The sequence below is a fragment of the Flavobacterium sp. DG2-3 genome, assembly GCF_030730925.1.
Classification (GTDB): domain Bacteria; phylum Bacteroidota; class Bacteroidia; order Flavobacteriales; family Flavobacteriaceae; genus Flavobacterium.
Window position 1 is genome coordinate 1 of the sequence record NZ_JAVAMB010000020.1, and the last position, 26,065, is coordinate 26,065.

General features: G+C 33.4%; 19 protein-coding genes. 12 read left to right on the forward strand and 7 right to left on the reverse strand.

What is annotated here, in order from left to right; translation table 11 throughout:
- The 4 genes from Q9Q97_RS19895 to Q9Q97_RS19910 form a co-directional block, all read right to left on the reverse strand.
- Window positions 1-2,343, reverse strand: a 2,343-nt coding sequence (locus tag Q9Q97_RS19895; RefSeq protein WP_306160312.1) for an Ig-like domain-containing protein, incomplete at its 3' end; no start/stop codon positions are given.
- A gap of 17 nt (window positions 2,344-2,360) precedes the next feature.
- Window positions 2,361-8,063: a hypothetical protein gene (locus Q9Q97_RS19900; protein WP_306160314.1), complete on the reverse strand. Its 5,703-nt coding sequence runs from the start codon at window positions 8,061-8,063 to the stop codon at window positions 2,361-2,363.
- A gap of 8 nt (window positions 8,064-8,071) precedes the next feature.
- On the reverse strand, window positions 8,072-8,671 hold the full coding sequence (locus tag Q9Q97_RS19905) for a hypothetical protein (protein WP_306160316.1): 600 nt from the start codon (window positions 8,669-8,671) through the stop codon (window positions 8,072-8,074).
- Window positions 8,658-9,056, reverse strand: a complete 399-nt coding sequence (locus tag Q9Q97_RS19910; RefSeq protein WP_306160318.1) for an OmpH family outer membrane protein — start codon at window positions 9,054-9,056, stop codon at window positions 8,658-8,660. The genes Q9Q97_RS19905 and Q9Q97_RS19910 overlap by 14 nt, the downstream gene beginning before the upstream one ends.
- Before the next feature lie 527 nt (window positions 9,057-9,583).
- Here Q9Q97_RS19910 and Q9Q97_RS19915 point away from each other — a divergent pair.
- From Q9Q97_RS19915 to Q9Q97_RS19970, 12 genes are all read left to right on the forward strand, one after another.
- A complete protein-coding gene (locus tag Q9Q97_RS19915; RefSeq protein WP_306160320.1) occupies window positions 9,584-10,426 on the forward strand; it encodes a toxin-antitoxin system YwqK family antitoxin in 843 nt (280 codons plus the stop codon).
- Window positions 10,426-11,637 carry a hypothetical protein gene (locus Q9Q97_RS19920; protein ID WP_306160322.1) on the forward strand — a complete coding sequence of 404 codons (1,212 nt, stop codon included), beginning with the start codon at window positions 10,426-10,428 and terminating at the stop codon, window positions 11,635-11,637. Before Q9Q97_RS19915 ends, Q9Q97_RS19920 begins: the two co-directional genes overlap by 1 nt.
- Complete coding sequence (locus tag Q9Q97_RS19925; protein ID WP_306160324.1) at window positions 11,612-11,950, forward strand: hypothetical protein; 339 nt, start codon at window positions 11,612-11,614, stop codon at window positions 11,948-11,950. Before Q9Q97_RS19920 ends, Q9Q97_RS19925 begins: the two co-directional genes overlap by 26 nt.
- Window positions 11,934-12,431: a type II secretion system protein J gene (locus Q9Q97_RS19930; protein WP_306160326.1), complete on the forward strand. Its 498-nt coding sequence runs from the start codon at window positions 11,934-11,936 to the stop codon at window positions 12,429-12,431. Before Q9Q97_RS19925 ends, Q9Q97_RS19930 begins: the two co-directional genes overlap by 17 nt.
- Complete coding sequence (locus Q9Q97_RS19935) at window positions 12,431-13,552, forward strand: type II secretion system F family protein (RefSeq protein WP_306160328.1); 1,122 nt, start codon at window positions 12,431-12,433, stop codon at window positions 13,550-13,552. The genes Q9Q97_RS19930 and Q9Q97_RS19935 overlap by 1 nt, the downstream gene beginning before the upstream one ends.
- 58 nt (window positions 13,553-13,610) lie before the next feature.
- Window positions 13,611-14,045 (forward strand): type IV pilin protein, encoded by a 435-nt coding sequence (locus Q9Q97_RS19940; protein WP_306160331.1) that lies wholly within the window; start codon window positions 13,611-13,613, stop codon window positions 14,043-14,045.
- A 483-nt stretch (window positions 14,046-14,528) separates the two neighbouring features.
- Window positions 14,529-15,935 carry a GspE/PulE family protein gene (locus Q9Q97_RS19945; RefSeq protein ID WP_306160334.1) on the forward strand — a complete coding sequence of 469 codons (1,407 nt, stop codon included), beginning with the start codon at window positions 14,529-14,531 and terminating at the stop codon, window positions 15,933-15,935.
- A gap of 3 nt (window positions 15,936-15,938) precedes the next feature.
- Window positions 15,939-17,843, forward strand: coding sequence for a type II secretion system protein GspD (locus Q9Q97_RS19950; protein WP_306160336.1), 1,905 nt, complete (start codon window positions 15,939-15,941; stop codon window positions 17,841-17,843).
- A gap of 2 nt (window positions 17,844-17,845) precedes the next feature.
- Window positions 17,846-19,033: a hypothetical protein gene (locus Q9Q97_RS19955; RefSeq protein WP_306160338.1), complete on the forward strand. Its 1,188-nt coding sequence runs from the start codon at window positions 17,846-17,848 to the stop codon at window positions 19,031-19,033.
- Entirely contained in the window at window positions 19,026-19,550 is a 525-nt protein-coding gene (locus Q9Q97_RS19960; protein ID WP_306160339.1) for a hypothetical protein, read from the forward strand. Before Q9Q97_RS19955 ends, Q9Q97_RS19960 begins: the two co-directional genes overlap by 8 nt.
- A complete protein-coding gene (locus tag Q9Q97_RS19965; RefSeq protein ID WP_306160341.1) occupies window positions 19,534-20,487 on the forward strand; it encodes a hypothetical protein in 954 nt (317 codons plus the stop codon). The genes Q9Q97_RS19960 and Q9Q97_RS19965 overlap by 17 nt, the downstream gene beginning before the upstream one ends.
- 2 nt (window positions 20,488-20,489) lie before the next feature.
- Window positions 20,490-20,990 (forward strand): hypothetical protein, encoded by a 501-nt coding sequence (locus tag Q9Q97_RS19970; protein WP_306160343.1) that lies wholly within the window; start codon window positions 20,490-20,492, stop codon window positions 20,988-20,990.
- Between the two features lie 71 nt (window positions 20,991-21,061).
- On the opposite strand, the gene Q9Q97_RS19975 is transcribed toward Q9Q97_RS19970, so the two are convergent.
- The 3 genes from Q9Q97_RS19975 to Q9Q97_RS19985 form a co-directional block, all read right to left on the reverse strand.
- Window positions 21,062-21,625, reverse strand: a complete 564-nt coding sequence (locus Q9Q97_RS19975; RefSeq protein ID WP_306160345.1) for a hypothetical protein — start codon at window positions 21,623-21,625, stop codon at window positions 21,062-21,064.
- An 11-nt stretch (window positions 21,626-21,636) separates the two neighbouring features.
- Window positions 21,637-23,907, reverse strand: coding sequence for a GH92 family glycosyl hydrolase (locus tag Q9Q97_RS19980; protein WP_306160347.1), 2,271 nt, complete (start codon window positions 23,905-23,907; stop codon window positions 21,637-21,639).
- Window positions 23,908-24,167: 260 nt separating this feature from the next.
- Complete coding sequence (locus tag Q9Q97_RS19985) at window positions 24,168-25,949, reverse strand: alkaline phosphatase (RefSeq protein WP_306160348.1); 1,782 nt, start codon at window positions 25,947-25,949, stop codon at window positions 24,168-24,170.
- Window positions 25,950-26,065: the final 116 nt, after the last annotated feature.

Here is a 26,065-nt window from a genome sequence, read left to right on the forward strand (position 1 = left end):
ATCGACAAAAGTGTAAACAACTTCTACAGTTCCTGCCTGAGTTCCCTGTACAATTCCGCCTTGTGTTATTGTTGCAGTTCCTGATCCGTTTTTTATACTCCAAACTCCTCCTGCCGTTTCATTCTGGAACGCTGTTGATGGTTTTGAAATTGAAATGGTATCAGGCCCTGTGATAGCTGGTAAAACAGTAGCAGCTTTTATAGTGATTTCACGCGAAACCACTCCTTTACAATAGCCATTCTCTACTGTATAATTAATTTTTACTGTTCCAATTCCAGTTCCTGTTACAAGTCCAGAAGCAGTTATTGTTGCACTTCCTGTTCCATTTGTAATAGACCAAACTCCACCAGAGGTATTGTTATTAAATTGAGTCGTAGATCCTATACTAATTATACTTGATCTGCCAGTTATTGCACTTACTACTGGATTTGCATTAATTGTTATTGCAGAAGTTGGCGCTGAAACGCATCCTCCTCCTGTTACTGTAAAAGTAAAAGTTGCAGTACCTGCAGAAATACCTGTTACAACTCCATTATTATTTACTGTTGCTACTGCAGGATTACTGCTTGACCAAGTTCCTCCACTTGTCGGAGACAATGTAGTTGTTGCATTTATACAAATAGAATTAGAACCTGTTATACTAGCCTTAGGTGCTGTTGTAACAGTAACTGCTGGAGTTGCCAACGAATTACAGCTTCCTGTTTTTGTAAAAGTAAACTTTGCAGTTCCTCCCGAAATGCCTTTTACTACACCTGCATTAGTAACAGTTGCGATTGTTTTATTACTACTCGTCCAAGTTCCGCCTGTAGTTGGCGATAATGTTGTTGTCCCATTTACACAAATCGAACTAGGTCCTGTAATAGTTGCTACTGGACAATCATTAACCGTTACAGCAGAAGTTGCTGGTGAAGTACAACCTCCAGTTTTTGTAAAAATAAACGTTGCTCTTCCTGCGCGAATACCTGTCACAATACCATCGTTACTAACTGTTGCAACAGAGGAATTACTACTGCTCCACGTTCCACCCGATGTTGGCGATAAAGTTGTAGTGCCATTTATACAAATTGAATTTGTTCCTGTAATACGAGCTGGCGTACTATTGCCAACTGTAAGAACTGGAGTTGGTACAGATGAACAGCTTCCTGTTTTAGTATAAGTAAAAGTTACCGTACCAGTAGAAATCCCTTTTACAACACCTGCATTAGTTACAGTTGCGACTGCTCTATTGCTACTAGTCCACGTTCCACCAGAAGTTGGTGACAAAGTTGTGGTTCCATTCACACATATATTATCTGGTCCTGTAATAATTGCTTGAGGACAAGTATTGATTGTTATTGAAGAGGTTGGTAAAGAAGCACATCCGTCCGTTTTTGTAAAAACAAATGTTGCTTTTCCTGCAGCTATTCCTGTAACAACTCCTGCATTACTTACAGTTGCTATATTAGAATTACTGCTTGACCATGTTCCTCCAGTAGTTGGAGACAATGTTGTTGTTGCGTTTACACAAATAACATTTGAACCTGTTATACGTACTGCAGTATTTGCATTTACTTTAACCGCTTGACTTGGTAAAGACGAACAACCTCCAGTTTTTGTAAAAGTAAATGTTGCTGTACCAGCAGAAATCCCTTTTACGACACCTGAATTTGTTACTGTTGCAACTGCTTTATTACTACTTGTCCATGTTCCTCCAGTAGAAGGTGACAATGTTGTTGTTTCATTAATACAGATAGAGCTTGATCCTACAATTTCTGCATTTGCAGCAGAGCTAACGGTTACGGCAGCTGTCGGCTCTGATGGACAACCATTCAAAGCTGTGAACGTAAACGTTGCAGAACCTGGTGAAATACCTTTTACGATACCCAAATTGTTTACTATCGCAACAGCAGGGTTGCTACTTGTCCAAGTCCCCGCTAAAAGAGGAAATACTTTTGTTGTTCCATTTATGCAAATAGAAGTTGGTCCTATAACAGATACTTTTGGAATCGATTTTACAAGCACCGTTCTATAGCTATCACCTTTACAATCTGAGTCGTCAGAATCATATTTTAAGATAAATGTACCTGGCTGCAATGCTGTAACAACTCCATCGCTGTTTACTGAAGCAACTAATCTATTAGAAACCGACCATTTACCGCTGTGCCCTGAATGAGTTGGGTGGTTGGCAATATTGAATTGTGTCTTAGAGCCAGCACATATAATGCTGTTTCCTCCAATAATCGCTCCAATCGGATTTCTTTTTCCATTATAAGCAGAAGTTGATTTTGAGTTATTCTGAGAAAACAAAATTGTTACTGTAAATAAACTCAAAATAACATAGATGTAAGATTGAAATAATTTCATTGTAATTATTCTCTGTTTTAGTTAGCACTTTTTGGTTTACAAGTCACAACTTGTTTTTTTACAACTGCCTTTTTATTTGCTTCTATTTTTAAACTTTTTCTTCCTGTATGAGAATGTTTGTTTGAAACACTCACTTCATTTAGTTTTAATTGACCTTGAAAATCAAAATGAGAAGAAACACCACAGTTTGCCAAATCATAATCTTCAAATCCATCAGAAGCCAATTCACTATATTTAGTATTAGAGCCTACTGCCACAGGAAAACGGTTATTATATCCGTATAACGCTGCCGAATAACGATTTAAAGCATCTTTATTTTCTACCTCTTGACCATACGGACTAAATTGAGTAACCTCAGAAGCAAAAGTCCATTTCTTAAATTCCTCTCCTTTTGTAATTTCCCAAACATTATTTTTAAACACATAAAATGGAGAGAAATCAGTAAAGTAACCTGTTTTACGCGGTGTCGGATCAATAGTATAGTTTCTACCTGTTAGATACGCGTACGATTTATTGGCTCTCCAATTTCCAAGTACATTATACAAATACGGATTATACGAACGTTTGATAACGTCATCCACATCCTCATTGCTAGTATCTGTTTCGTAACCAAATTTCAATTTACCATCAACAAAAGTCATTTTTGGCAAATTGCATTCACATTGAGAAGGCCATTCGTTGCTATACTCAATAGCAGCAGCATTTACAATTCTGTCAATTGGACTGCTAGCTAAAAATGGAGATTCCCCAAGAGTGTCTTTTGGTCCCGTAATTTTATTGTTTACATCATAATCGTATAAAGGATTTCGCATAGACGTAACATTAGCCATAGAAGCCATCTGCATATTACGGTGTCCAGAACGAATTATTTTTATTTTTCCAGTCGTTACAACATCGCCTTTAATAAGGACTCCTCTATTATCTATTAACTGAAAACTAGAACCATTAACATTTACTACCCATCCTTTTAGAGCACTTAATACATCTTCTTCTCCTTCTTTTTTATTAGGAGCTTTACCGCTTAACCAAACTTCATCTCCATTGATTAAGTAATCAGATGCCGCAACATTTCCTTTAGATTGATCAAATTGATATTGATTATTACCTGTTTTTAAAACATTATATTCCAATCCAGCATTCTTTGCTGCTTGACTCATTCCGTCATAACTCCAATATGCAGGGAAATTGAATGTATAATATTTATCCTTATACTCATTAACCGTTTCTTTTAATAATACATCACCTGTTTCAGCATCCCAAGCAAGATTTTTAGTCGACACTTCCGATCCTAAATCGTAAGCAACGGTCTCAGAAAGTATTGCAGATGTGTGAATTACTTTTGTCGTAACTGCTGTACGAAGTTGAGTTTCATGCTTAGAATGAGCAGGAATAATTGTTGGCACAACGATAACAATGATAGTAAATGGCAGAGTAGCAACATTGACCGCTACACCATCTGTTGAAGTAACCGTTTTGTTTTCTCTAAAATCATTTATTACATCATAATCAACTCCGACAAGCTTAGTTTCAATCTTTCCTTTTGAATCTACGGTCTGAATATAATTATTTAACAATCCTACATTTTTACTTTCCGAATTTGAGACAATATTATAATTATAGTCAACCCCAGATATAGCTCTTGTCTGGCCTTCTCCATACACACGCTGGCTTTTCATTTTTCCATCCATATCATTGGTATGGATAGAATACCCTTGTGACATTGTAAGATGATCTTTCACATTTAAATTAATCAGATTTGCTAGAACACCTGAAGATTTATGCCCTCCAGACATTATTGTTCTATCTACAATTGTTGGAAAATCATTAGAAGTATAAAATTCAGTTACAACATTTCCTGTAGCATGTTTTTTTACAACTGTTCCATAAGACGGGTCTTTATCATTTTTTCTGTCCAAGTTCTTTACCGTTACACGGCTATAAGTAACCTTTGGCGAAGGAAAAAATGATTCTCCGAATGGTTCTTCAACATAATTATCAGACTCAGGACCTAATAACAATTCGGGCTCATTTTTGTCATAAGCAGGTTTTACAAAAGGATTTTCTTTTGATCCTAAAGGCTCATAAGTTGCCACTCCAGAAGATTTACTAGTAGGATTACCGTCTGCATCAACTGCATTATATGAATATTCCTGTCCATAAGATTGTTTGTATAGATCAGAATTTTTATTTCCAGTCATGATATCCCACTGGTCATGAATTTTGATATCTTTAACTCTGCTTCCACCGCCCAACTTTTTACTATCAGGATGGTGCAGTCTAACCCAAGATTTACCAGTAATAAAATTACTTGCAATACCATTTTTTTCTAGTATTCCATTCGGGCTTTCAAAAATATCAAGCAATGTTGGCAACCAGCCTACCAATTCTGTAATAATACCTTTAAGATCTTTAGTATCTTCTTCATTATTTAAGCTGTAAACCAATCTGTTTAAGTTCTTTCTACCAAATCCCCAACCCGTTTTAGAGATAGGATTTACTTCTTTAATACCATTAAAACCGTCTTCTTTTCTAGCTTTAGTAAGTGGAATAGCTACATATTGTTTACCATTAAATTCATTAAAGGCATACTTGTCCATATCTTTGGTCAACGTCATATAACCCGTAACATAATCGTACTTATCCGTTTCATTAATACCGGGTTTTGGATCAGGATTCACCATGTTGAGCAGGAACCTAAAGTAAATCGGGTTTTCTACATCTCCTATGGTCTTCAAGTATTTATTGTAGAAAGTTTCAGCAATTGAGGCATTACCTTCGCTCTTTATTGCATGATCTAACTCTACATAAATATAATCTCCTAAATCTTTTTTTCCAGGCTTTGCAGAATCATTAATGTTTGAAGCAGTAAAGTCATCTTTGCTACCGCTCCCCACCACTTTAAACATCTGCATTACATCTTTGTTTTGTACTTTACTGTAATCATCAGATTCATAATTCAATTCCATTATACCTCCAGATGGCAAATGAATTGACTTTAACAGCCAGACAGATGCATTTTTATCTGTTCCGTTTTCTATATTCTTTTGGTCAACATACCCATACTCAGCATTTGACAGAGCGCTCATAGTAGCTAGACCAACATTCTCATCAACTTTTTTATAATTCCCCCAAACATCATAAGCTTTCATATCATAATTAGGGTTATTAATAGTATCTGTAGCTAAGTTATATCCAGAACCATTAATCTCTTTTTCTGAAGCATAATTGAAAACATAAGGAGTATATTCTCCCATTTTTGAATTTTTATAAGTAAAATAAACTTTTTCTAAAGTTAATTTTCCTTTTTCTCCATCAATTCCTGTTCCTGTTTTTCCTTTATTAATGTTATTGTCAACTCCTTGACATAAACGGTAACTGTATTTAAAATGAGCTTCTTTAATAGGTGTTGCTTCATCTCCTTTAGCAAGATATTCTGGTTTTGAATACAATGAAATTTTATCCAATTTATAAGTTGGAGATGTTTCATCAATTCCTCCATTCTCATCCTTAACACCAAAAGCATCTTTTCTTTCTGAAAGGTGAAAAATCGCAACATGAGTTTTTGTTACAATCCTTTTGATGTATAATAATTCCTTCTCTCCATACAAGTAATTGGCTTTATTATCCTTTTTACTTGAACGCAGACCTTCATCAAAATTGGCTTGATTTTTTTCGAATGGAACTCTCCATCTGTAGTTGTGCCCTTTGTCTGCATATTTATTTTCGTACTCAAAATTAGTATACGTTCCTAAATCATCATCTGATGGCCCATTATTACTAATATCTTGGTAATCTGAAGACAATACTGAAGTTAACAAATAAGTGTGCGCATATGCAGGAGTAGTTACTCTATTGAAATACTCATCTCCACCTTTAGAATTTCTCGGCGAATTATCAACCCCAGGATTGTACTCAATCAATCCATTTTTAGCGCCAGCATTTTTATACTGATTTCCATCACTAACATCAAATGTTGTTTCTTTTTTCACACTATTGTAAGCTGCCATACCGTAAATGTAACGGTCGCCGCCTTCTTTTGTAATTTTAATCTCAGCAGTGTGGTTATCTTTAGAATATTCGCTAAATCTTTTTGTGAATCCAAAATCTTCAGCTTCTTTTTTAGTCAGTTTTTCTATGGTTTGATTTCTTGCCAATCTTGTTTTTCTCGCAACCTGACCTGTATTACCAACAACATTTTTATTTGTTGAATAATTTAAACTTGTTTTTCTATCAAAACCACTTCCTTCAATATTCAGCTTGATTGGCTGATATCCGCCTAATTGATTTTCGAATAAATCGATTTCTTTATCTGTATGAAAACCTCCAATATTCTTAAAAAATACTTTTTCGTAATCTGGTCTATTATTTGCCTTTTTTTCTTTAAATCTTCCTAAAGCTGGATTCGAATTTGACCATAACGCGCTACGGCTATCACCTATAGTTACATTCACATCAACACCAAAATGGACACCTCCACCAGCACCAAATTCTAAACCAAGTGAGCCTCCTGCACTATCATCATTTGTTTCGTTATCGTAAACATATCCTACTTGCGATTTGTACGGACGATACATACCAGAAATTCCCTGTCCCTGAATACTATAAACATCATAAGTATTATTTGTAATAGGCAGCGATGTAGTGTTTTTATTGACTGTTCTGTCTTTTTCTCTATTAAAATCTAAAACTGCAGATCGTGGCGCATTGTATGTGTTTTCAAAACCATACGCTTTTTCTACTTTTCTCTTTTCAGAATCTTTAATTCCCTGAGAAGTTCTATAACCAGAAAACTTCCCTCCGCCTTCAACACCCCATATTTCCCCTTCAATATTCGCACTAAACATGACGTTTGAAGAAACCATACCTACACGCTTAGTTGGTGTATATGAAGCATTGTTCATTAACAATGAACCCGATATCCCACCAAAAGATGTACTACCCTCTTGTTGTGATGTAGTAGTGTTACCTTTTTGATCAGTTTTACTTACAGTATGAGAAGATTTTGTACTAGATGAAGCCGACATAGTTACGCTCTCAACTCCTTTTCTACTATTATAACTAACTCCGGTATTAAGTCCTAAACTTGCACTGTTTCCATCTTTCTCTTTTATTTTTTGAGAAAGCGAAATACTTGGAGAAACTGATACTCCCTCTGACGCTGAAGATTCAAGATTTACACCAACACCAAGATTACTGCTTATCTGAAACGAAAAGCCTCCGTTTACTGCAACACCTAGTCCGTCATAATTATTATATTTTACTCCAATACCAAAATTTGCATTTGCTTTTTCTTTCATACCAAAAGCCGTAAGAAAAACATTTGCGCTTGATCCTACTGTTACATTAGGTTTCATGCTATTTTCGTAAATCATTTCGTCTCCATCAAAATCATCTGGTAAACCGCGAAGCTGTCTTGAGATCTGCCCTACGTTCAAATCCCAGCCTAAACCTACCCATGATGCTTCTTGGTCCATACCAACACCAGAATTGTACGCCAGATTTAACGGATAACCTCCAACATCCATAATTGGAATATTGTAGTTAAAATCTCCACTCGCAAGGTCAACCATATCTGATGTTCCTATTGGTGTAAATGACTCAAATTCAGGTTGAGATGGCCCTCCCGTCAATGCATACATCTGCATAGGCTGAAGTGTCTCCAAAAGAATCATCATAGCTAAATAAATAGCAACTATTTTTTTAAACTTACTTATTTTCATTTGCTGGATCATAATGCTACTGGGGTAAAAGGATCTTTAAATTTAAATTTCAATGTTCCCTTTTTAAAAAGATAATCGTTGTAAATCAACTGGATTTTATCATTAGGATCTATCCCAGAAAAAAACAAGAGCACTTTTTGAAAAGGGGCTATTTTATAATTACGCTCATAATTTATACCTGAGCACAATATTGTATCTTTTTTTGACGTTACTACATAGAAATCTTTATCAAGACCGAACGACATGTATTTAACCGAATTTGTATAATCAAGCCCTGTAAAATCTTGATTAAGAAGATCTTTCTCTTCATCTTGCTGAAAAATAAATTCAATAACACGCTCTCTTTTATTTGCTTCATAAAGAGAATCGACATGAGAGAGATTCTCGATTCCTTGAGATTTCAGCAGAAAATATTGAATAGGAACTTCAATAGCTGTAAAACCAATATCGTCTACTACTTGAGTATACGACCTTGATTTCCAGCCAATTTTTTCTAAATTAAAGTAACGATCTCTAATTTCAGAATCATTATTTGGGTTCTCTTCTTTTTTACATGAAGCTAGAAGAGATAGAAATAAAATAAAGATTACAACGCTATATCCCTTCATACTTTTTATTTAAATAAGTAAGAAGTTCATCTGTAACATCTATTTTTTCATCGGCAAACAGAACGGTCTGTTGGCCATCTGAACCTATTACAAGCTGATATTTTTTGTCTTTTGAAAAATCTGAAGTGTAACTTTTAATTCGCGACCAGATTTTAGAAGTTTGCTCTTGTGGATAGCTCTGATTGAACTTTTCGAACTCTTCTTTTCTTTGAATAAATTCCTGCATCAGCTGTTCTTTTTGAGCACCAGCAACTGACGATTTTTGTAAGAAAGAATAAAGTGAATCTAATGCTGATTTGCGAGAATTGAATTCTTTTTCTCCTACTCTTTTCATTTCTTTAGTCATCGCAAAACCTTCAAATAGTTTTGCTGAATCAATATACACGACTTTCGTGTTTTGACGAAAAAATTGAAAAAATAGTAAAATAATTAATGCGCATATTAACACTACATTAATTACACGCTGAATGGTGAATTTATGTTGGGGCATAAATATGTTAGTTTGTTTTTGGTGAGGCAAATGTAGAATTAATTATGAATTATTCAATAAAAAAACCTTTTACAAATAAAGAAATACATAATTTTTACAAAAACATTATTTTTAAAGAATTTTTCACATTCAAAGGTTGCTCTAAAAAATAATATATCAAGATTTCGAGTAGGGTGCCTACGGCTTCCCGTAAAAAAAACGCAAAAACACGAATTAACATAATTTTAACAAAAATAAATAACATGTAAAAACTTATAATCGTAAGTTAAGCGCGCGACTTATTACTGTACATTTACATCTTTAGCACTTAAAAATTACCTACAAATTTTCTCTTAAAAAAAACTTTTACCGAACAGAGAATTTATTTTTGTATTCTTACAAAAAAAACTAAATTGCCCCCGTTTAAAAATAAAAGCGGCCCCTTGAAAACATTAACAATACCACGTTATATTCTAATTCTTTTTTCTTTTACTCTAATTTCTTTCGGCGATCCTTATATGATTAAAAGGATTTCGGATAAAGATTTTAGATATGAGTTTTACACTACAGATAAAAAGATCAACCCTAAAACTTCTAAAACTTATTTTTGGTTTAAGGGCGGACTTATTCATGAAGCGCAAGGCGGAATTGCGGGCGAACTCTTAAATGACAAGTTCACCAAAATGTATCATAGCAATCAGTTAGCCGAGCAAGGCCAATTTAAAAACGGACTTCGAGTTGGAGAATGGAAAACTTGGCACAAAAACGGAGCATTAGCCTCCATCCTTCACTATAGCAATGGTTTACGTTGTGGCAAATTCTCGAGATATGACGATATCGGAAATTTAGTTGAAAACGGAAAATATAGTTCGAACTTAAAGACTGGGAAATGGACAAATGCTGAATCACAAGAAATCATCACTTATAAAAATGGCGTAATTGTTAAGAAAAAAGAAGTAATTACAAAATCAGAACAATATAGAATTAAACAAGAAAATATTAAGGCTGAAAATGCAAAAGAATCTCAAAAAGAGCTTGAAGCAACTTCTGATGCATTGAAATTGAAATCTTATAAAGAAAAAACAAAAGAAGAAAAAGCACAGGCAAGAGAAAAGGCTAAAAAAGAAAATGAAATAGCAGCAGCTGATAAAAAAGCAAAAAGAGCGGCCGAAAAAGAAGCGAAGAAAATAGCAAAAGAAAAAGCTAAAAATGAACCTAAAAAAGATTCAAAAATAGAAAGCTTTTTTAAGAACCTTTTCAAAAAGAAAGATAAAGCGCCAAAATAATGGTTAAAGCTCATAGTTTGCTATATGCCATTTATATCTGCTTAATTGTTTCAATAATCTGCGGAGCCCTGTTGTACTTTTCAAACTTGTACAATCAGCTTAATTTGTATTATAATGTGCAAGAAGAACTGTACATCCAGAATCAGTCTGTTTTGAATTTTGCATTAGGAAATAAAATCCAGCCAGCCGAAATTGATAAAGATGAAAAAACCAGTATAGAAGGAAGTTTTGAAGCAAAACCTTATGGCTTGCTCACTTTGATCTTGGCAAAATCTTATATCTCAAATGACACTGTTTCATCAGTACATTTTGTCGGAATTAGAAGTGCAGATAAAAATGCAATCTATTTAACCAATTTATCAAAATCGCTATCGTATTCTGGAAAAGTAAAACTCGTTGGAGACAATCAGTTACCGAGTACTTTTATTGAGACTTCGTACATAAACAATAGTCTCAACGAGCTTAAAAATGAAGGAAAAAATACAATTTCTGAGCCAACGCTTCCAGAAATTAATACCGATTTTAAAAAGATCTTTTTGGATCTTAAATCTGAAAAAGTGAAGCTTGCAGACCTAGAAAAAACCAAAGACTCGCTCTACTATAATTCCTTTTTAAATGCTACAAAAGACATTACAGTAAACCCGAATCTGAACAATATTATATTTAAAGGCAACTTCATTTTACGATCTGAAGATTCTATTAGAGTGAGAAAAAATACAGTTTTAGAAGATATCATTCTGATTGCTCCCAAGATAACTTTTGAAGAAGGTTTTAAAGGTACAGTTCAAGCCTTTGCAACCAAAGGAATTGAACTAGAAGAAAAAGTAACATTAAATTATCCGTCAGTAATTTGTGTTTATAACGAAGGTACAGAAGAGTCAAAAATTAAGATAAAAAAAGAATGCAAAATCTCTGGTGCCGTGGTTTTATTTGGAAACAAAATAGATGTTATCGACAAACACAGCATAGAAATAGACGACTCGGGATTGCTCTTTGGAGATTTATATTGTACAGGAAAATTAATGCTTAAAAGTAATGTTTACGGTTCTGTTTATACCAATCGTTTTTTTATAAAAACAGGATCAACGTCATACGACAATATAATCAGCGATATTGAAATTAATACAACAAAGCGACCAGATTATTTCATTTCAATTCCGTTATTCAACACAGAAACAACCAATTATGGAGTCATTAAAAAAGTGTTGTAAAGTACACGCGAATTCGCTGCTGGAATCTGTTATTGCATTAACGATTATATCGGTTTGCCTCTATTTTGCTGTGATGATTTTTGCATCAGTATATACGCCAAAAACGTCTGCTAAATTTTATAGCACGCAGAATAAAGTGAATGAACTTTTTTATTTATCGCAGATAAAAAATGATTCTATAGCGAATGATGAAAATGAAAATTTATTAATTGAAGAAGAAACTGTAAACGAAAATCTGAAAAAGATTTCTGTGCAGTATAAAGATAGTACACAGTTCAAATTTGAAAAAACTTTTTATGTCCAAAAGCCCTAATAAATATTATTCTGTAGCTGCTTTTTCTATCATAGAAGCAATTGTAGGCATGGCTGTTACGGCTATTATTATGGGAATTTTGTTTGTTATTTTTTCAATTGTGAGTGGAAGAATGATCGACTTTAAAAACCAAAATCAATTGGTAAACGATTTAAATCGATTGACATACAGTTTGAACAAAGATATTTTTGAAAATGAAAAAATGATTGCCTCCGAAAATGAAATTTATTTTAACGGATATGCCGGTGAAAGAGTTTCTTATCAGTTTTTTGATGATGTTATTTTAAGAAATAGCGAAACGTTTGTGGACACTTTTCAAATCAAATTAAAAACAATGATTTTGGATACTGTAAAAAGCAAATCGGAACAATTTGTTTATCAAAAGATTAAACTAAATATCGAATCAAACGAGAAAGAACTGGATTTACGATTTTATAAAAGAGTATATCCTAACGAATTATTACAAAAGATTAAAAACTAATGAGTTTCGATTTATCAACATATAAAGCGCCTAAAGCCGAGAAAAAAGATTTCAGGATTGAAACAGGATCTTTTCAGCTTTCAAAAAAACTTTCTGATAAGAAAAAAGAGATTTTCTACAGAGAGCTGGGAATGCTTTTGCGATCTGGAGTCGATTTTAAAAAAGCTTTGGAAATTTTAAGCAATCAATCTGATAATAAATTTGAAAAAGAACTCATAATTGGCATTAAGGAAAAAGTTATTGAAGGAAGAAGTATTTATGAATCAATGCGCGAAACCGATCAATTTTCTCCTTACGAATATTATAGCATTCAAATTGGAGAAGAAACTCGAAAACTAGAGGAAGTTTTGGGTGAATTACAGAAGTATTTTAACCGAAAAATTCAAATGAAAAGACAGATTGTTTCGGTTATGACCTACCCGACAATTGTAATGCTGGTTACTATTTTGGTTTTGTATTTTATGCTTAACAAAGTAGTCCCAATGTTTAGTTCTGTTTTTAAACAATTTGGAAGCGAATTGCCAAAAAGCACGCAGATTATCTTAAAAATTTCAAATCATTCGGGAATGATATTTTCATTCGTAATTGCCTTTATTGTTGGACTGACAATTGTTCATTTTTTATTAAAAAACAAGGATAGTTACAGGGCGTTTACAACCGCAATGCTCTTAAAAATCCCTTATTTCGGAAATTTAATTCGTAAAATCTATATATCGCGTTTTTGCCAGGCAATGAATTTATTGATTACATCAAGAACTACTTTGATTAATTCTTTAACCCTAACCGGTAAAATGATCAGCTTCTATCCTATCGAGATTGCAATTCAGCAAATTAAAGAAGACATCACGCGAGGAGCTTCATTACACGAAAGTTTAAAAAAACACAATGTTTTTGAAAATAAAATGGTTTCGATGGTCGAAGTCGCAGAACAAGTCAATCAGCTAGAAACTATGTTTGAACGATTAACCGAACAATACAATGAAGAAATTAGCCATCAGACCAAAATGATTGGAGTAATCCTCGAACCTATGATTATCATCGTAATTGGTGCCATTGTAGGCGTCATTATGGTTTCGATGTATGCACCAATGTTCGATTTAAGTAAAATAATAAATAAATAACCATAATTCATTTTCAATTTAAAACTCCCAAATAAAACAACAATTAAAAGAAATATAAATGTTAAAGCACATTAAAAAATACCACAACTCTTATAAAAAAATGTACGTTAAAGCTTATTCATTAACGGAAATTTTAATTGTATTATGCATCATCGGTATATTATTATTGATGGTTTTACCCAATCAGACTTCTGTAATTGGGCAAGCAAAGGCTATTGAAGCGCAAGCTATGCTAAATCAGGTTTATGGTTTAGAAAAAAGCTATTTCTACAGACATTCAAAATACTCTGGAAGCCTAGAAGAAATTGGTTTTGAACAAGAAAAAACTGTAGATGAAGGCGGTCAAGCAGTATACAAAATTGAAATTATCGATGCTACTAATGATTCGTTTTTAGCAAGAGCAACCGCTACTTCAGACTTGGATGGCGATGGCAGTTTTAATACTTGGGAAATCGACAGCAAAAAAATATTAACCGAAGTAACCAAAGAATAAATTGAAACTAGCCTCAATAATCTTGCTGCTTTGTTTAGCATTAGTTTTTATTCAAGATTGGAAATTTCGTAAAATACATGTCGTTTTACCGCTTGCTATTTTCATAATTTCTTTTCTTGTTATTCCTGTAAAAAAATACGAACTAGCTGAAATAGTAGCATACAATACCGTTTTTTTCCTAATTACTTTAGGGTTTCTTACGCTATATATGAGTTTGAAATCTAAAAAAATTCTCAACCCTTTCCTTCACTATTTTGGATTGGGAGATTTGCTATTTTATATCGCTGTCAGCCCTTTATTTTTATTAAAAAACTATATTTTATTTTTCATATTATCTCTTGTTTTTGCCATTGTAATGCAGTTTGGACTGAGAAAATTCATTAAAGAAAATACAGTTCCGCTGGCAGGTTTTTCGGCTTTGTTTCTATTCACTGTTTTAATGAAAGACTATTTTCTAACCTTTCAAAAACTAACCTTATTCTGATGATACAAAATATCGAAATATTTCCAGAAATACAGCATGTTGTATCAAATGATTTGGCTAATCAATACCGCATTATTCCGAAATCGCTACATGAAAATACGATTGAAGTTTACGTAGATCATTCTAGCAATAAAGAAGATGCAAAAGAAGAGCTGGAGCTGTTTTTAGGCAAAAATATTGTTTTCCATTCTGCAGAATCTGCAGAAATTGAAAAAGCATTATCTATTTATTATAGAAAAGAACGTGCCTTAACTTCAAACAAATCATTGAGTGTTGACAAGGGTGATTTTCTTGAAAATTTATTGGCCGAAGCTAAGTCTTTAAAATGCAGTGATATTCACTTTGAAGTTTATGAAAATTCATCTCGAATTCGTTTCAGGATTGATGGGCAATTAATTGAACGTTACAAGATTGAGCAGGAAAATTATCTGGAACTGGTCAATAAAGTTAAGATTAAAGCCAAACTGAATATTACCGAAAAAAGGCTTCCGCAAGACGGACGAATCACTAACGAATCTTTTGATATCAGGGTTTCGATTCTGCCTACTTTATTCGGAGAAAAAATAGTAATGCGTCTTCTAGGCCAAGATGCTTCAAATATTGATTTGAACACTTTAGGCTTGCAGAAAGAAGAATTAGAAAAATATCTGGAAGCGGTTAAAAAACCAAACGGAATTATCTTAATAAGCGGTCCAACGGGTTCTGGAAAAACGACTACACTTTATGCTACTTTAAGATTGTTAAATGACAGCAGAAGAAATATCGTTACCGTTGAAGATCCTATCGAATATACGCTTAAGGGAATCAATCAGGTTCAGCTTAAAGAAGATATTGGTTTAACATTTGCTTCTGCCTTAAAATCCTTTTTGCGTCAAGATCCAGATGTGATTATGTTGGGAGAGATTCGTGATTCTGAAACGGCTTTAATGGCAATTCGAGCCTCATTAACGGGGCATTTGGTATTATCGACCATTCATACCAACTCTGCCATTGGAACCATTTCGAGGCTGATCGATATGGGCGTACCATCCTACTTAATTGCCGAAACCTTAAACTTGTCTGTTGCACAAAGATTGATTAGAAAACTTTGCGACAGCTGTAAAAAAGAAACTATAAGCGATCCTAAAGATTTTCCACTCAATTTCAAATTTCCGTATGAAATAGAATCTTATTATAAACCAGTGGGTTGTAACAAATGCTTTCATACTGGATACAAAGGAAGAACGGCGATTTATGAAATCTTAAATATCGACCATACCATTGCAGAAGCTATTAAAAATAACACCATTACCAAATTATACAGTAATGACAGCAATTATAAATCATTGCCTGAAAAAGCATTTGAGATTTTAGCTGCAGGAGAAACATCTCTAGAAGAAATTTATTCAATTTTAATAAACATATAAATAATGCTTAAACAGATCGTTTTCGCACTAGTTGCGTTATTCTTTTCAAATATAATTTTTGCTCAGCAAGATCTAACGGAACTTAGCAGAAAGTTTGACGAATTTTCAGTACAAAAAAAGGGATTAAATGAAACCATTAAAATTGATGTTTCAGGACTTACTCTCCATGATTTCATTGCCTCAATAGCCGAAGAACATCAATTAAATGTCGATGTAGATACAGAATTAAATCAGCCGGTTGCCAACAACTTTTTTGATGTAACTGTAAAAGATGTTTTCCTGCATCTTGCTCAAAAATATGATATTGATGTTTCTTTTATGAGCAATATTATTGTTTTCAAAAAGAGAAAAGTAGTTGCTGTAGTAGAAAAAAAACAACCTAAAATTATAGATGTAGCCTATAATCCGCAAAATGACTTCTTGTCGGTTAAGCTCGAAAACGATACTTTGTCTGCTGTTGCAAAAGCGATAATAGATAAATCGGGAAAAAATTTACTCTTAGCTCAGGATGTAAAAAACATCAAAGTTTCTTCTTACGTGCTAAACCGCCCATTTGATCAAGTTATCGAAATGATGGCAAAATCAAATGATTTAACTGCTACAAAAGACGATAGTGGCATTTATTTTTTACAAAAGGGCACAGCTCAGAATCTGAGCGCACAAACAACTGGACCGAAGGCAAAACAGCCAAAAGCAAGCTTAGGTGTTCCCGGATATTATGAAGTAAATATTAATAAAAATGGTTTTTTACAAGTTAGCGCTTACATCGCAGACGCATCTGATTTATTAACCGAAGCAGCAGAGAAACTTCACATTAACTACTTTTTATACAATAAACCAGAAAATGAAAAAACAACGCTTTCTGCTGATAATATAACTTTTGATGACCTTTTGGCTCACATCTTTAAAGGAAAAAAATATACGTACAAAAAACAGGATAATTTTTATTTAATTGGCGAAGAAGCTACAGAAGGATTGAGAATTACCGAAATGATTCAGCTGGAAAATAGATCAATTGAATCTGTTATCTCTACTCTGCCAAAGGTTTTTTCAGAAAAACTGGAAATAAAAGAATTTATAGAACTTAACGGTTTAATCGTTTCTGGTTCTAGATCTATACTGGAAGAATTAAAAGTCTACATCAAACAAATTGATAAAGTTGTTCCGATGGTTCAGATCGAAGTTATTATTGTGCAGTACAATAAGGCGTATGACATTCAAACTGGAATGAAAGCAGGTCTTGATAAAATAAATAAAGTTCAAACTGGCGGAGTATTATTTCCAAACTCAGATGTCACTTTAAACGGTTCGTCTGTAAACAGTTTAATAGATGCTTTTAATGGTTTTGGTCTTTTTAAACTAGGAAAAGTAACCGAATCATTTTATCTAAATTTAAAATTATTGGAGAATAACTCTGCTTTAAAAATAGAATCGACTCCTAAAATTGCTACCATTAGCGGACACGAAGCAAAACTGTCTATTGGTGAAACAAGCTACTATTTTGAACAAAATAACAGGCTGATAAATAACAATATCGGAAATGATATTTTAAATTCGGGAACGTGGAAATCTACAGATGCAAATCTTAGTGTTTCTATCAAGCCTTATGTTTCTACAGACGAAAATGTTACTTTGACCATCGCGGTAGAAAAAAGTTCGTTCTTGGCAAGAGTTGGTGAAGATGCGCCTCCTGGAAAAGCAACTCAAAAATTTGAATCGCTTGTAAGAGTTAAAAACAGCGAAATGATTTTATTGGGAGGTCTTGATGAATTGAAAAAAGAAAATTCTGGAACTGGAACACCATTGCTTTCGAGAATTCCAATTATAAAATGGTTCTTCAGCAGCAGGAAAAAAGGAAAAAGTGACTCGAAACTTCACATTTTTATTAAACCAACAGTTATTTATTAAGAATGATCGCCACTTTATCTAAATTCATTAAAATAAACGACTTAAACGTTGTTGGCGTAATTAAAAAAGAAGGTTACGAAATCTATAATTTGCTTACTGTAAAAAAGAAAGCAAACAAAATTTCTATTGTCTCCAAACAGACCTTTGAAACCTTTGATAGTTTAATAAAAACTGCAGATAAAAAATTACCTATTTTGCTTCTTATTGAAGGAAAAGGAGTTTTAAACAAAGAAATAAATTTTGAAAATGAAGCCGATTTAAACTGGCAGAAAAATATCGATTTCAATACTATTTATTATACTGATCTGAAAGGGAAAAATTCCAATTTCATGAGTTTTTGCAGAAAAAACATCGTAGAAGAAAGCATTTCCCAATTTCGAAAAAGTGGGTTTGAGATCATTGATGTTTACATTGGTTCGTTTCTTGGCGCATTATTGAATAGTACTTTAAAAAGAGAAGTTCTGTATTCTACCGATTTAAAGCTTGAATTTGAGAATGATATTCTCTCCAGTTTTTCTAAACAAAATGAAACACCAAATGCTGTAAATTATCAAATTGGTGAAGAAACAATATCAAATGTTTTCTTGCCTCTTTATGGCTCAGTGATTCATTTTTTTGTAAAGCCAAAAGAAGTTTCTAAAACGGTAAATGCTAGTTTAAACAATGAGGAATTAGTATATAAAAAAGCATTTAATTTTCTTGGTATCGGAATGCTAGTGGCTTTTCTAATCTCGTTATTAATCAGCTATTTTTTGATTCAATATTATGGCACTAAAAACTCTGAACTCAATCTTCAGACTGTTTATTCTAATCAATCGTATCAGTTAATATTGGATTTAGAAGCTCAAAAAGAAAAAAAGCTGAATCTCTTAAAAGAATCTGGCGTCTTGTCTTCTAAGTTTTTTTCTTTTTATAGTTACGAGATTATGAAAACAATTCCGAGTGCTATTTCTTTAACCGAATTAAATATTGCTCCCTTAAAAGAAGAATATAAAGAAAACAAAAAAGCTTTGTTTGAAAGCGGTTCCATAATTATTAAAGGCGAAACTTTTCAAGAATCATCATTTAATTCATGGCTAGAAAATCTAAAAAAAATGGATTGGATGCAACGTTTCGAAATCGTCAGCTTAAAAAAAGACAAAAAGAACAAATCAATTTTTGAAATAAAAATCATACTTAAAAATGTTTGAAAATTATTCGTATAAACAGAAATTTTATGCTTTGATCGGAATCTTTTTTATGCTGTCGATAACGGCATACAAACGATCCTTTCACACCTTGTTTGATGTTGTTTCAGAATATCGAGAACTTTCAAAAAAGGCTGATGATATTAATAAAAAAGCAAATAATACCGGAACTCTTAAAAACGATGTGGAGTATTTGAACAAAATAATTGGCAAAGAAGGCGTAACAAAAGAAATGGTACAGCAAGAAATAATCAGTTTTGCCAGTACAAATTCTGGAGTTTCGATAAACGATTTAAAGCCCATTCATGATTATCCAGAAACAGATTATCACATTATAACCAATCAATTGGACGTCACTGGAAATGCGAATCAATTATTAGAACTGGCCTATAATTTTGAAAAAAAATTCAACTATTCTCGAATGGTGAGCCAGAACTTTTACACCACTAAAAAAAACAATAATAAATCTGAAGTTTTACATTTAAAAATGATTTTTCAAAACTATGAAAACACTAAATAAAATTCTATTAATCAGCCTTTCTCTTTTTATATTCTCTTGTGATGATATCCTTGAAGAAGATATTACTAATGATATCGTACAAGTTATTTCTCCAACAAAAGACGCTGTTGTAGAAAGTAATGTAGTTAACTTTAAATGGAACAGCTTAAAAGGTGCTGACAAATACCGCGTTCAGGTTTACGAATACGATCAGGTACTGATTTTAGATTCGTTAACTACAAAGACCAACTTGACTTTACCCCTAGCTGCAGGAAGTTATATCTGGCGTGTGCGAGCAGAAAATTATGCTTATCAATCGACCTATTCTTTTCCATCCAACTTTTCAACAAATATTCCAGATGATTTAACCAATCAGCAGGTTATATTATTAACTCCAGATAGTGACAAATATCTAAATTTTACCAATATCACCTTAAACTGGGAACAGCTTGATAACGCCACTTCTTATAGTGTAAGAGTAGTAAATACAGTAACTGGCCAAGAAGTTTACCCACAAACAGACTTAACAGATACTTACTTAACATTGGATCTACCAGAACTTGCTGACGGAAATTATGAATGGAGAGTAAAAGCAAAAAATGCTGAAACTGAGACAAGGCAATATGCAGCAAAAAGGTTCAATGTTGACACAACCGCTCCAAATCAGCCAAAAAATTCATTGCCTGCTGATAATGCTACTCAAACAGTAAATACTGCAGCAAGTTTTACTTGGACCATTGCTTCAGATATTGGAAACATAAAATCGCCAATATCTTATGTAGTAGAAATAGCAACTGATATAGATTTTACATCCAATCTTCAAACATTAAACAGTAATACAACAACACTATCCTATACTTTTGCTACTGCAGGAACGTATTTCTGGAGAGTAAGAGCGGTTGACGTTGCTGGAAACATTGGAACCAACAGTACAGGATTTAAGATTACAGTTAATTAATAATGGCAAAAAAGAAAATTAATATACTTCTAATTATTGTAGTTCTAAGCCTATGGGGAACCGTAGGTTATAGAACTATAAAACGTTATTTTACCGATAATGATGGCTTCGCAAATAGCGAAATTTCGAATCATAATGTATCTCTAAAAAAAATTAATAAAGATACTTTTGAATTAAAGAAAATTGGCCGTGATCCTTTTTTAAATAAACAGTATAATGAAAAACCTGCATTTGTTGCTTCAGTTTCTTATCATGCTCCAGCAAAAAAAGTGATAAAAGCAGCACCAGCTCCAAAAGTAAACTCCAATATTAGCTGGCCACAGTTACAGTATTATGGTTATATAAAATCTAATGATCAAGAATTAGTTCTCTTAAAAATAGATTCTAAACTGCATAAATTGAAATTGAACAATGAAGTAAATGGCTTAGTAGTGAAGAAAAAATTTAAAGACTCTGTAGAAGTTTTTTTTAATTCACAGCGCAGAATAATACATATAAAATAAAGAAACCCGCCCTTTTTAAAAAAAAGTCAGGCGGGTTTCATGAACATTGGGGGCTGTTCTATATATTTTGCTTAAGGCACAATCTTAACTAATGTCCAGTTTATTCCTAAAGGATTTTTTGTCACTTTGCAGATTAAAGGAAACTCGGGATTTTTGACAATCCACATTTCGGTTGCATCGATTTGGGCTTTTATATGAAAAGCTTCAACTGCTTTTCCATCTAGAATTACAGCTGCTTTTGAATCATTTTCAACTAAATCGTATATCGTATTATTGTAAACAAACTTTTTATTTTGAATCAAATCCTGATAAGCCGACTGTGAAATCATAAAAAAGGTTTCGGATGGTTTTAAATTCAATACTGGCGCGTATTCGCCTTGACTGTAACTTAACGCATTTCCGTTTTTTAGTCCTTCTTTTGTGGTTACAATGCTGCTTTTTACACCTCTTGTTTCCAATTTGAAAATAAGTGCGTCATTAGTCAAATCAGCATTTAACGTCAATGCTCTAGTTTGTCCGTGAAGTTTACAGCTGTAATGTAATTCGGTATTATTTTTAAACGTCGGAATTATACTTTGTGCCTTTCCGATTTGAAAGGCCGCACAGATTAGCATGGATAAAAGTACTTTTTTCATCTTTTGAATATTTATTTTAACGGCGGTAAAATTGTCGTTCCCCAAGCTGAAGGTTTTGAATCCATTTCTAAAATTAATTCGCCTCCATTGTTAATATCATCATGGGAAATCCAAGCTTTCTGATAGGATTTTCCGTTTAAAAAAGCAGTTTTGATATATCGGTTTTTATCACTCCTATTTTTAGTAGTGATTTTAAAACTTTTACCATTTTCCAACTGCATAGTCGTTTCTGTAATTAAAGGTGAATTAATTAGATAATACGGCTGCCCTGCATTTGGATACAATCCCATCATGTGGAAAGCCAGCCACGAAGACATTGCGCCTGAATCGTCATTTCCAGGCAAACCTGCATGAGAAGTATTGAAATTATTCTTGATAATGGTTCTGATTCTATCACTGCTTAAATATGGTTTTCCTATCCAATGATACAGACACGGAGTCAGAAATGAAGGTTCGTTAGCTACATTATACAAATTGGAATCGAAAAGAATATTAAGCCTGTTCTCAAAAGCTTTTTCTCCTCCTGATTTTTTAACTAATTCTGGAACATCATGCGGAATACTCAACGAATATTCCCATGAATTTCCTTCGTAGAAAAACACGCACCAATGGCAGACATACCAAGGCGATTCTATAATAACAGGCGTATATTTGAAAGTAGGTTTCTGAATTTTTGATTCACCAAAAACAATATCATCCAGCCAGTTTCCGTCTCTGTCTTTTGGCATAATAAATCCTTTTGCACCTCTGTTTTCATAATCTGCACGCCACAAATTCTGCCAGCTGTCCGCTTGTTTCATATACTGATTGTACAAATCCATTTTGCCCAAACCTTTGGCAACGATGGCAATATTATAATCGTTATACGAATAATCAATAGTTCGGTTTCCAGCGCGGTCTGTACCGTATGGAACATAGCCTAATTTAAGATAATCGATAAGTCCGCCTCTTCCCTCTTTTTCTTCATTTTCACCCGGAGGAACTGTAGCATCTTTGAGCATCGCCTGCAATGCCAATTCGTAATCTATACCTTTTAGATTTTTTACAAAAGCATCGGCAATTACAACCTCAGCATTAGATCCTCCCTGCGTTCTTCCGTTATCGTTACCACTTCTTCCTTCAGGTAAAAAGCCTTCACGTTTATAAATATTCAGCATCGCATTGATGATTTCAACTTTACGTTTAGAATCGATCAGCGTGATTAACGGACTTGAAGTTCTGAAAGTATCCCAAATGGTATAAAAGTCATCATAATACGGTTCGTCATTTGTCCAAAGCGGATTCTCGCCTGTTCTATTCACTGGCATAATCATCGTGTGATACAAACCTGTGTAGAACATTTTTTTATATTCTATCGAAGTGTCTTCTGAAAGCTGGATTCTACTCAATAAATTTTCCCATTTATTTTCTAGAGAAGCCAAAACAGCATTAAAATCCCAATTTGGAATTTCAACTTCGATATTATTTTTTGCTTTTAATTCACTTAAAAATGAAATTCCAATTTTGACATTCAGTTCTTCTTTTCCTGAATTTTCAAAAGATAAAAGTGCTGCTGTTTTTTTACCTGAGTCAAACTGTGCTTTTTCATTATAAAACTTACCATCTTTACAAGTCACATATTTGGCAATCGGCTGATCGAAAACGGCCCAGAAATAAACCGTATAAGCGCGCCCGTTATTCCAGCCTCCGCGAATTCTGCTGTAACCGCGAACTTCGGTATCTGAGACAATTTCGATTTGAGAACCTACAAACATCTGTGCTTCTCTACCATCGGGTTCGTCTTGCTCTCCCAGAAAAAATCCAGGATCTATTTTTAATTCTTTCGATTTGTTTTTAGGATAAGTAAATCGGTAAAAAGAAACTTTTTCACCAGTCGTGATTTCTGTTTTGATTTGATTTTCCTTAAAAACAGTTTCATAATACCCCAACTTTACATTTTCTTCAGTTCGGTAAGACGTTTGATCCAATTTATCCAAAGCTCCAGAAAATGGCATAATAGAAATATTTCCATATTTGGGTCCGCCTCCCGTTCCGCTTACGTGAACTTGACTGAAACCTGTTACTTCTTTCGGCATTGGAAGCCAGCCACTATTAGGATGAACTGTACAATCGGGACTTGGTTTTACCATTCCGTACGGGCAAGATGGCCCAACAAAAACCCTCCCTACACCTTCAGAACCAATCATGGGATCAACGTATTGTTGAACGGTTTTTTGTGCACTTATGCTTAGTGTGAACAAAAATGATATTCCGAAAAGTATATTTTTACTATATATCTTCATTGCTTAATAATTTCTTTAAAAGTTTTTTTAGCCACTCCCGATAGCTATCGGGATTCACAGATTACAAAGATTATTTTTTAAACACATAGAGACATAGATTTTTTTAGACTTAGCTGAAGGGTATCAAAAAGAAACTCGTTTCTTAACACATAGCTATGTGTTTTATTAGTAAGTGAAACGCCTTTTTTAGCTATCCAAAAAGCTATGTTTCTATGTGTTTAAAAATTAAAAACTCTATTATTAATACTTTTGAGTTTCAATTATTTTAAAATTGAAAGTATTTTATGAAACACTTCATTGTTTTCATAAACTCCTTGAAAATCTTGTGAATGCGGACCGTAAGCAAATATTGGAACCATCGTTGCTGTATGATCGTTAGTTATAAAATCGCCTTCAATTTCATGCTTTTTGACATTTCCCTGCGGAATAGCAAATCCTGATGTTTCGTGATCGGCTGTTACAATAACTAATGTTCCTTCGTTTTGATCTGCAAACATTAAGGCTTGTGTAATTGCTGTATCAAAATCTATCGTTTCTGCAACAATTCCTGCTGCGTTGTTAACGTGTCCAAAACTGTCAATCTGCGCACCTTCAACCATTAGGAAAAAAGGCTTTTTCTTCTTGCCTAAAAATTCCAAACTGTATTTTGTGGCATCTGCCAATAATTCTCCTCTTCCTTCTAAAACTGATGGAACTCTGCCTTGTGAAATAAAAACTCCAACAGCCTCACTGTTTTCTGCTTGCATTTCCTTAACTGAATTCAATATTTTAAATTTAGAATTAATTGAAGTATTTTTAAATTCAGATGCTCCTCCTGCCACAAACAGATTCAGTTTGCTTTTTAATAAATCTTCTGAAATTCCTTTTGCATCAGATCTTTCTTCTCTGTGCGCAAAAAAAGCAGCTGGCGTTGCGCCCGTAATTTCGTCTGTAGAAATGACACCTGTTGAGAAGTTTCTTTTTTGCAAAATTTCTGAAATATTTGAAATTGGTTGTCGTAAACTATCAGTTCCAATAGCTCTATTATTGGTTTTCTGCCCCGTAGCCAATGCAGTTCCAGCGGCTGCAGAATCGGTTGTAAAATCATCTGCCGACTGTGTTTTTATAAAACCAATACTTTTTAATTGTGTTAAAGACAAAGCTCCGTTATTGGCTAAAACTGCCGAAGAGATTTGAGATAATCCATTTCCGTCTCCAATTAAAAGAATAACATTTTTTACAGGAAGATTTTTTTGATCTGTTTTATAGGTCGGAATATAAACTTTTGACGAATTTGTAGCGGTTACAAATCTCTTAGGGAAAGATTCTAGATAATGAACACAATTATAAGGTTTGTCTGTATTAATAATATCAACTCCTAAATTTAAAAAAGCTTTCCATGAACTTTTTGTATCAGGACAGCCCCAAAATCGGAATGGTTTATTTAATGTTTTCGCTTTAGCAATAACAGCAATTACGCGATTATAATCCTCATGTGTCAATCTCCCCAGTCCGTTCCAAACTGAATATTTTTTAAAGTCAACGCTTATCATCGCTACTTTTTCCCAGTTCTCTTTCGAAATGGTTTTGTCTATTTCTTGAAAATCGAAGAAAATAAAGCTCGGATATTTTATATATGTTGAAGCTTCTGGCCTGTTTCCAGAAATAATAATTTTTACATCTTTATTACTGGTAATAGTTTCATATTTCTTTAGAATCGAAATAAGTTTATTAAGCGTTGGCTCCGCTTCAGTCTTTAGGTCTATTAATAAAAATAATTGGTTTCCTTTTTTGTAATTCATTTTTAAAGCCGTTTCTAAAGGCTTTAAATACAACTCTTCTAAAGTTCTCGAAACACTGATGCTTTCTTTATCATGAGCCACATAGAGATTATTGTCTTTCAAAAAAATATCGGCTTCAATAGATGTTGCTCCATTAGAATAGGCATCCCAAAACGGAATCGTATTATTGTAATCATTATGCGAATGCACTTTGACTGGATTTTGTGCGTTCGCTCCTAAAAAGGAGAAGAACAAAAGGCTAAATATAAATGATAATTTCATTTTAGAATTAATTACTGAATTTTAGAAAAAACGTAGGTTTTGAGGAGCAAAAAAGGTGTGGTATAAAGCCGTAATTCTAGACTTCATAATTCGAAAAATATAAAAAGCTTTTTGGG

Coding starts and splice junctions, on each gene's coding strand:
- Q9Q97_RS19900 (WP_306160314.1), bottom strand. CDS start 8,063: ATGAAAATAAGTAAGTTTAAAAAAATAGTTGCTATTTATTTAGCTATG.
- Q9Q97_RS19960 (WP_306160339.1), top strand. CDS start 19,026: ATGTTTGAAAATTATTCGTATAAACAGAAATTTTATGCTTTGATCGGA.
- Q9Q97_RS19970 (WP_306160343.1), top strand. CDS start 20,490: ATGGCAAAAAAGAAAATTAATATACTTCTAATTATTGTAGTTCTAAGC.
- Q9Q97_RS19985 (WP_306160348.1), bottom strand. CDS start 25,949: ATGAAATTATCATTTATATTTAGCCTTTTGTTCTTCTCCTTTTTAGGA.
- Q9Q97_RS19925 (WP_306160324.1), top strand. CDS start 11,612: ATGGAGTCATTAAAAAAGTGTTGTAAAGTACACGCGAATTCGCTGCTG.
- Q9Q97_RS19955 (WP_306160338.1), top strand. CDS start 17,846: ATGATCGCCACTTTATCTAAATTCATTAAAATAAACGACTTAAACGTT.
- Q9Q97_RS19965 (WP_306160341.1), top strand. CDS start 19,534: ATGAAAACACTAAATAAAATTCTATTAATCAGCCTTTCTCTTTTTATA.
- Q9Q97_RS19975 (WP_306160345.1), bottom strand. CDS start 21,625: ATGAAAAAAGTACTTTTATCCATGCTAATCTGTGCGGCCTTTCAAATC.
- Q9Q97_RS19920 (WP_306160322.1), top strand. CDS start 10,426: ATGGTTAAAGCTCATAGTTTGCTATATGCCATTTATATCTGCTTAATT.
- Q9Q97_RS19930 (WP_306160326.1), top strand. CDS start 11,934: ATGTCCAAAAGCCCTAATAAATATTATTCTGTAGCTGCTTTTTCTATC.
- Q9Q97_RS19945 (WP_306160334.1), top strand. CDS start 14,529: ATGATACAAAATATCGAAATATTTCCAGAAATACAGCATGTTGTATCA.
- Q9Q97_RS19950 (WP_306160336.1), top strand. CDS start 15,939: ATGCTTAAACAGATCGTTTTCGCACTAGTTGCGTTATTCTTTTCAAAT.
- Q9Q97_RS19980 (WP_306160347.1), bottom strand. CDS start 23,907: ATGAAGATATATAGTAAAAATATACTTTTCGGAATATCATTTTTGTTC.
- Q9Q97_RS19940 (WP_306160331.1), top strand. CDS start 13,611: ATGTTAAAGCACATTAAAAAATACCACAACTCTTATAAAAAAATGTAC.
- Q9Q97_RS19935 (WP_306160328.1), top strand. CDS start 12,431: ATGAGTTTCGATTTATCAACATATAAAGCGCCTAAAGCCGAGAAAAAA.
- Q9Q97_RS19905 (WP_306160316.1), bottom strand. CDS start 8,671: ATGAAGGGATATAGCGTTGTAATCTTTATTTTATTTCTATCTCTTCTA.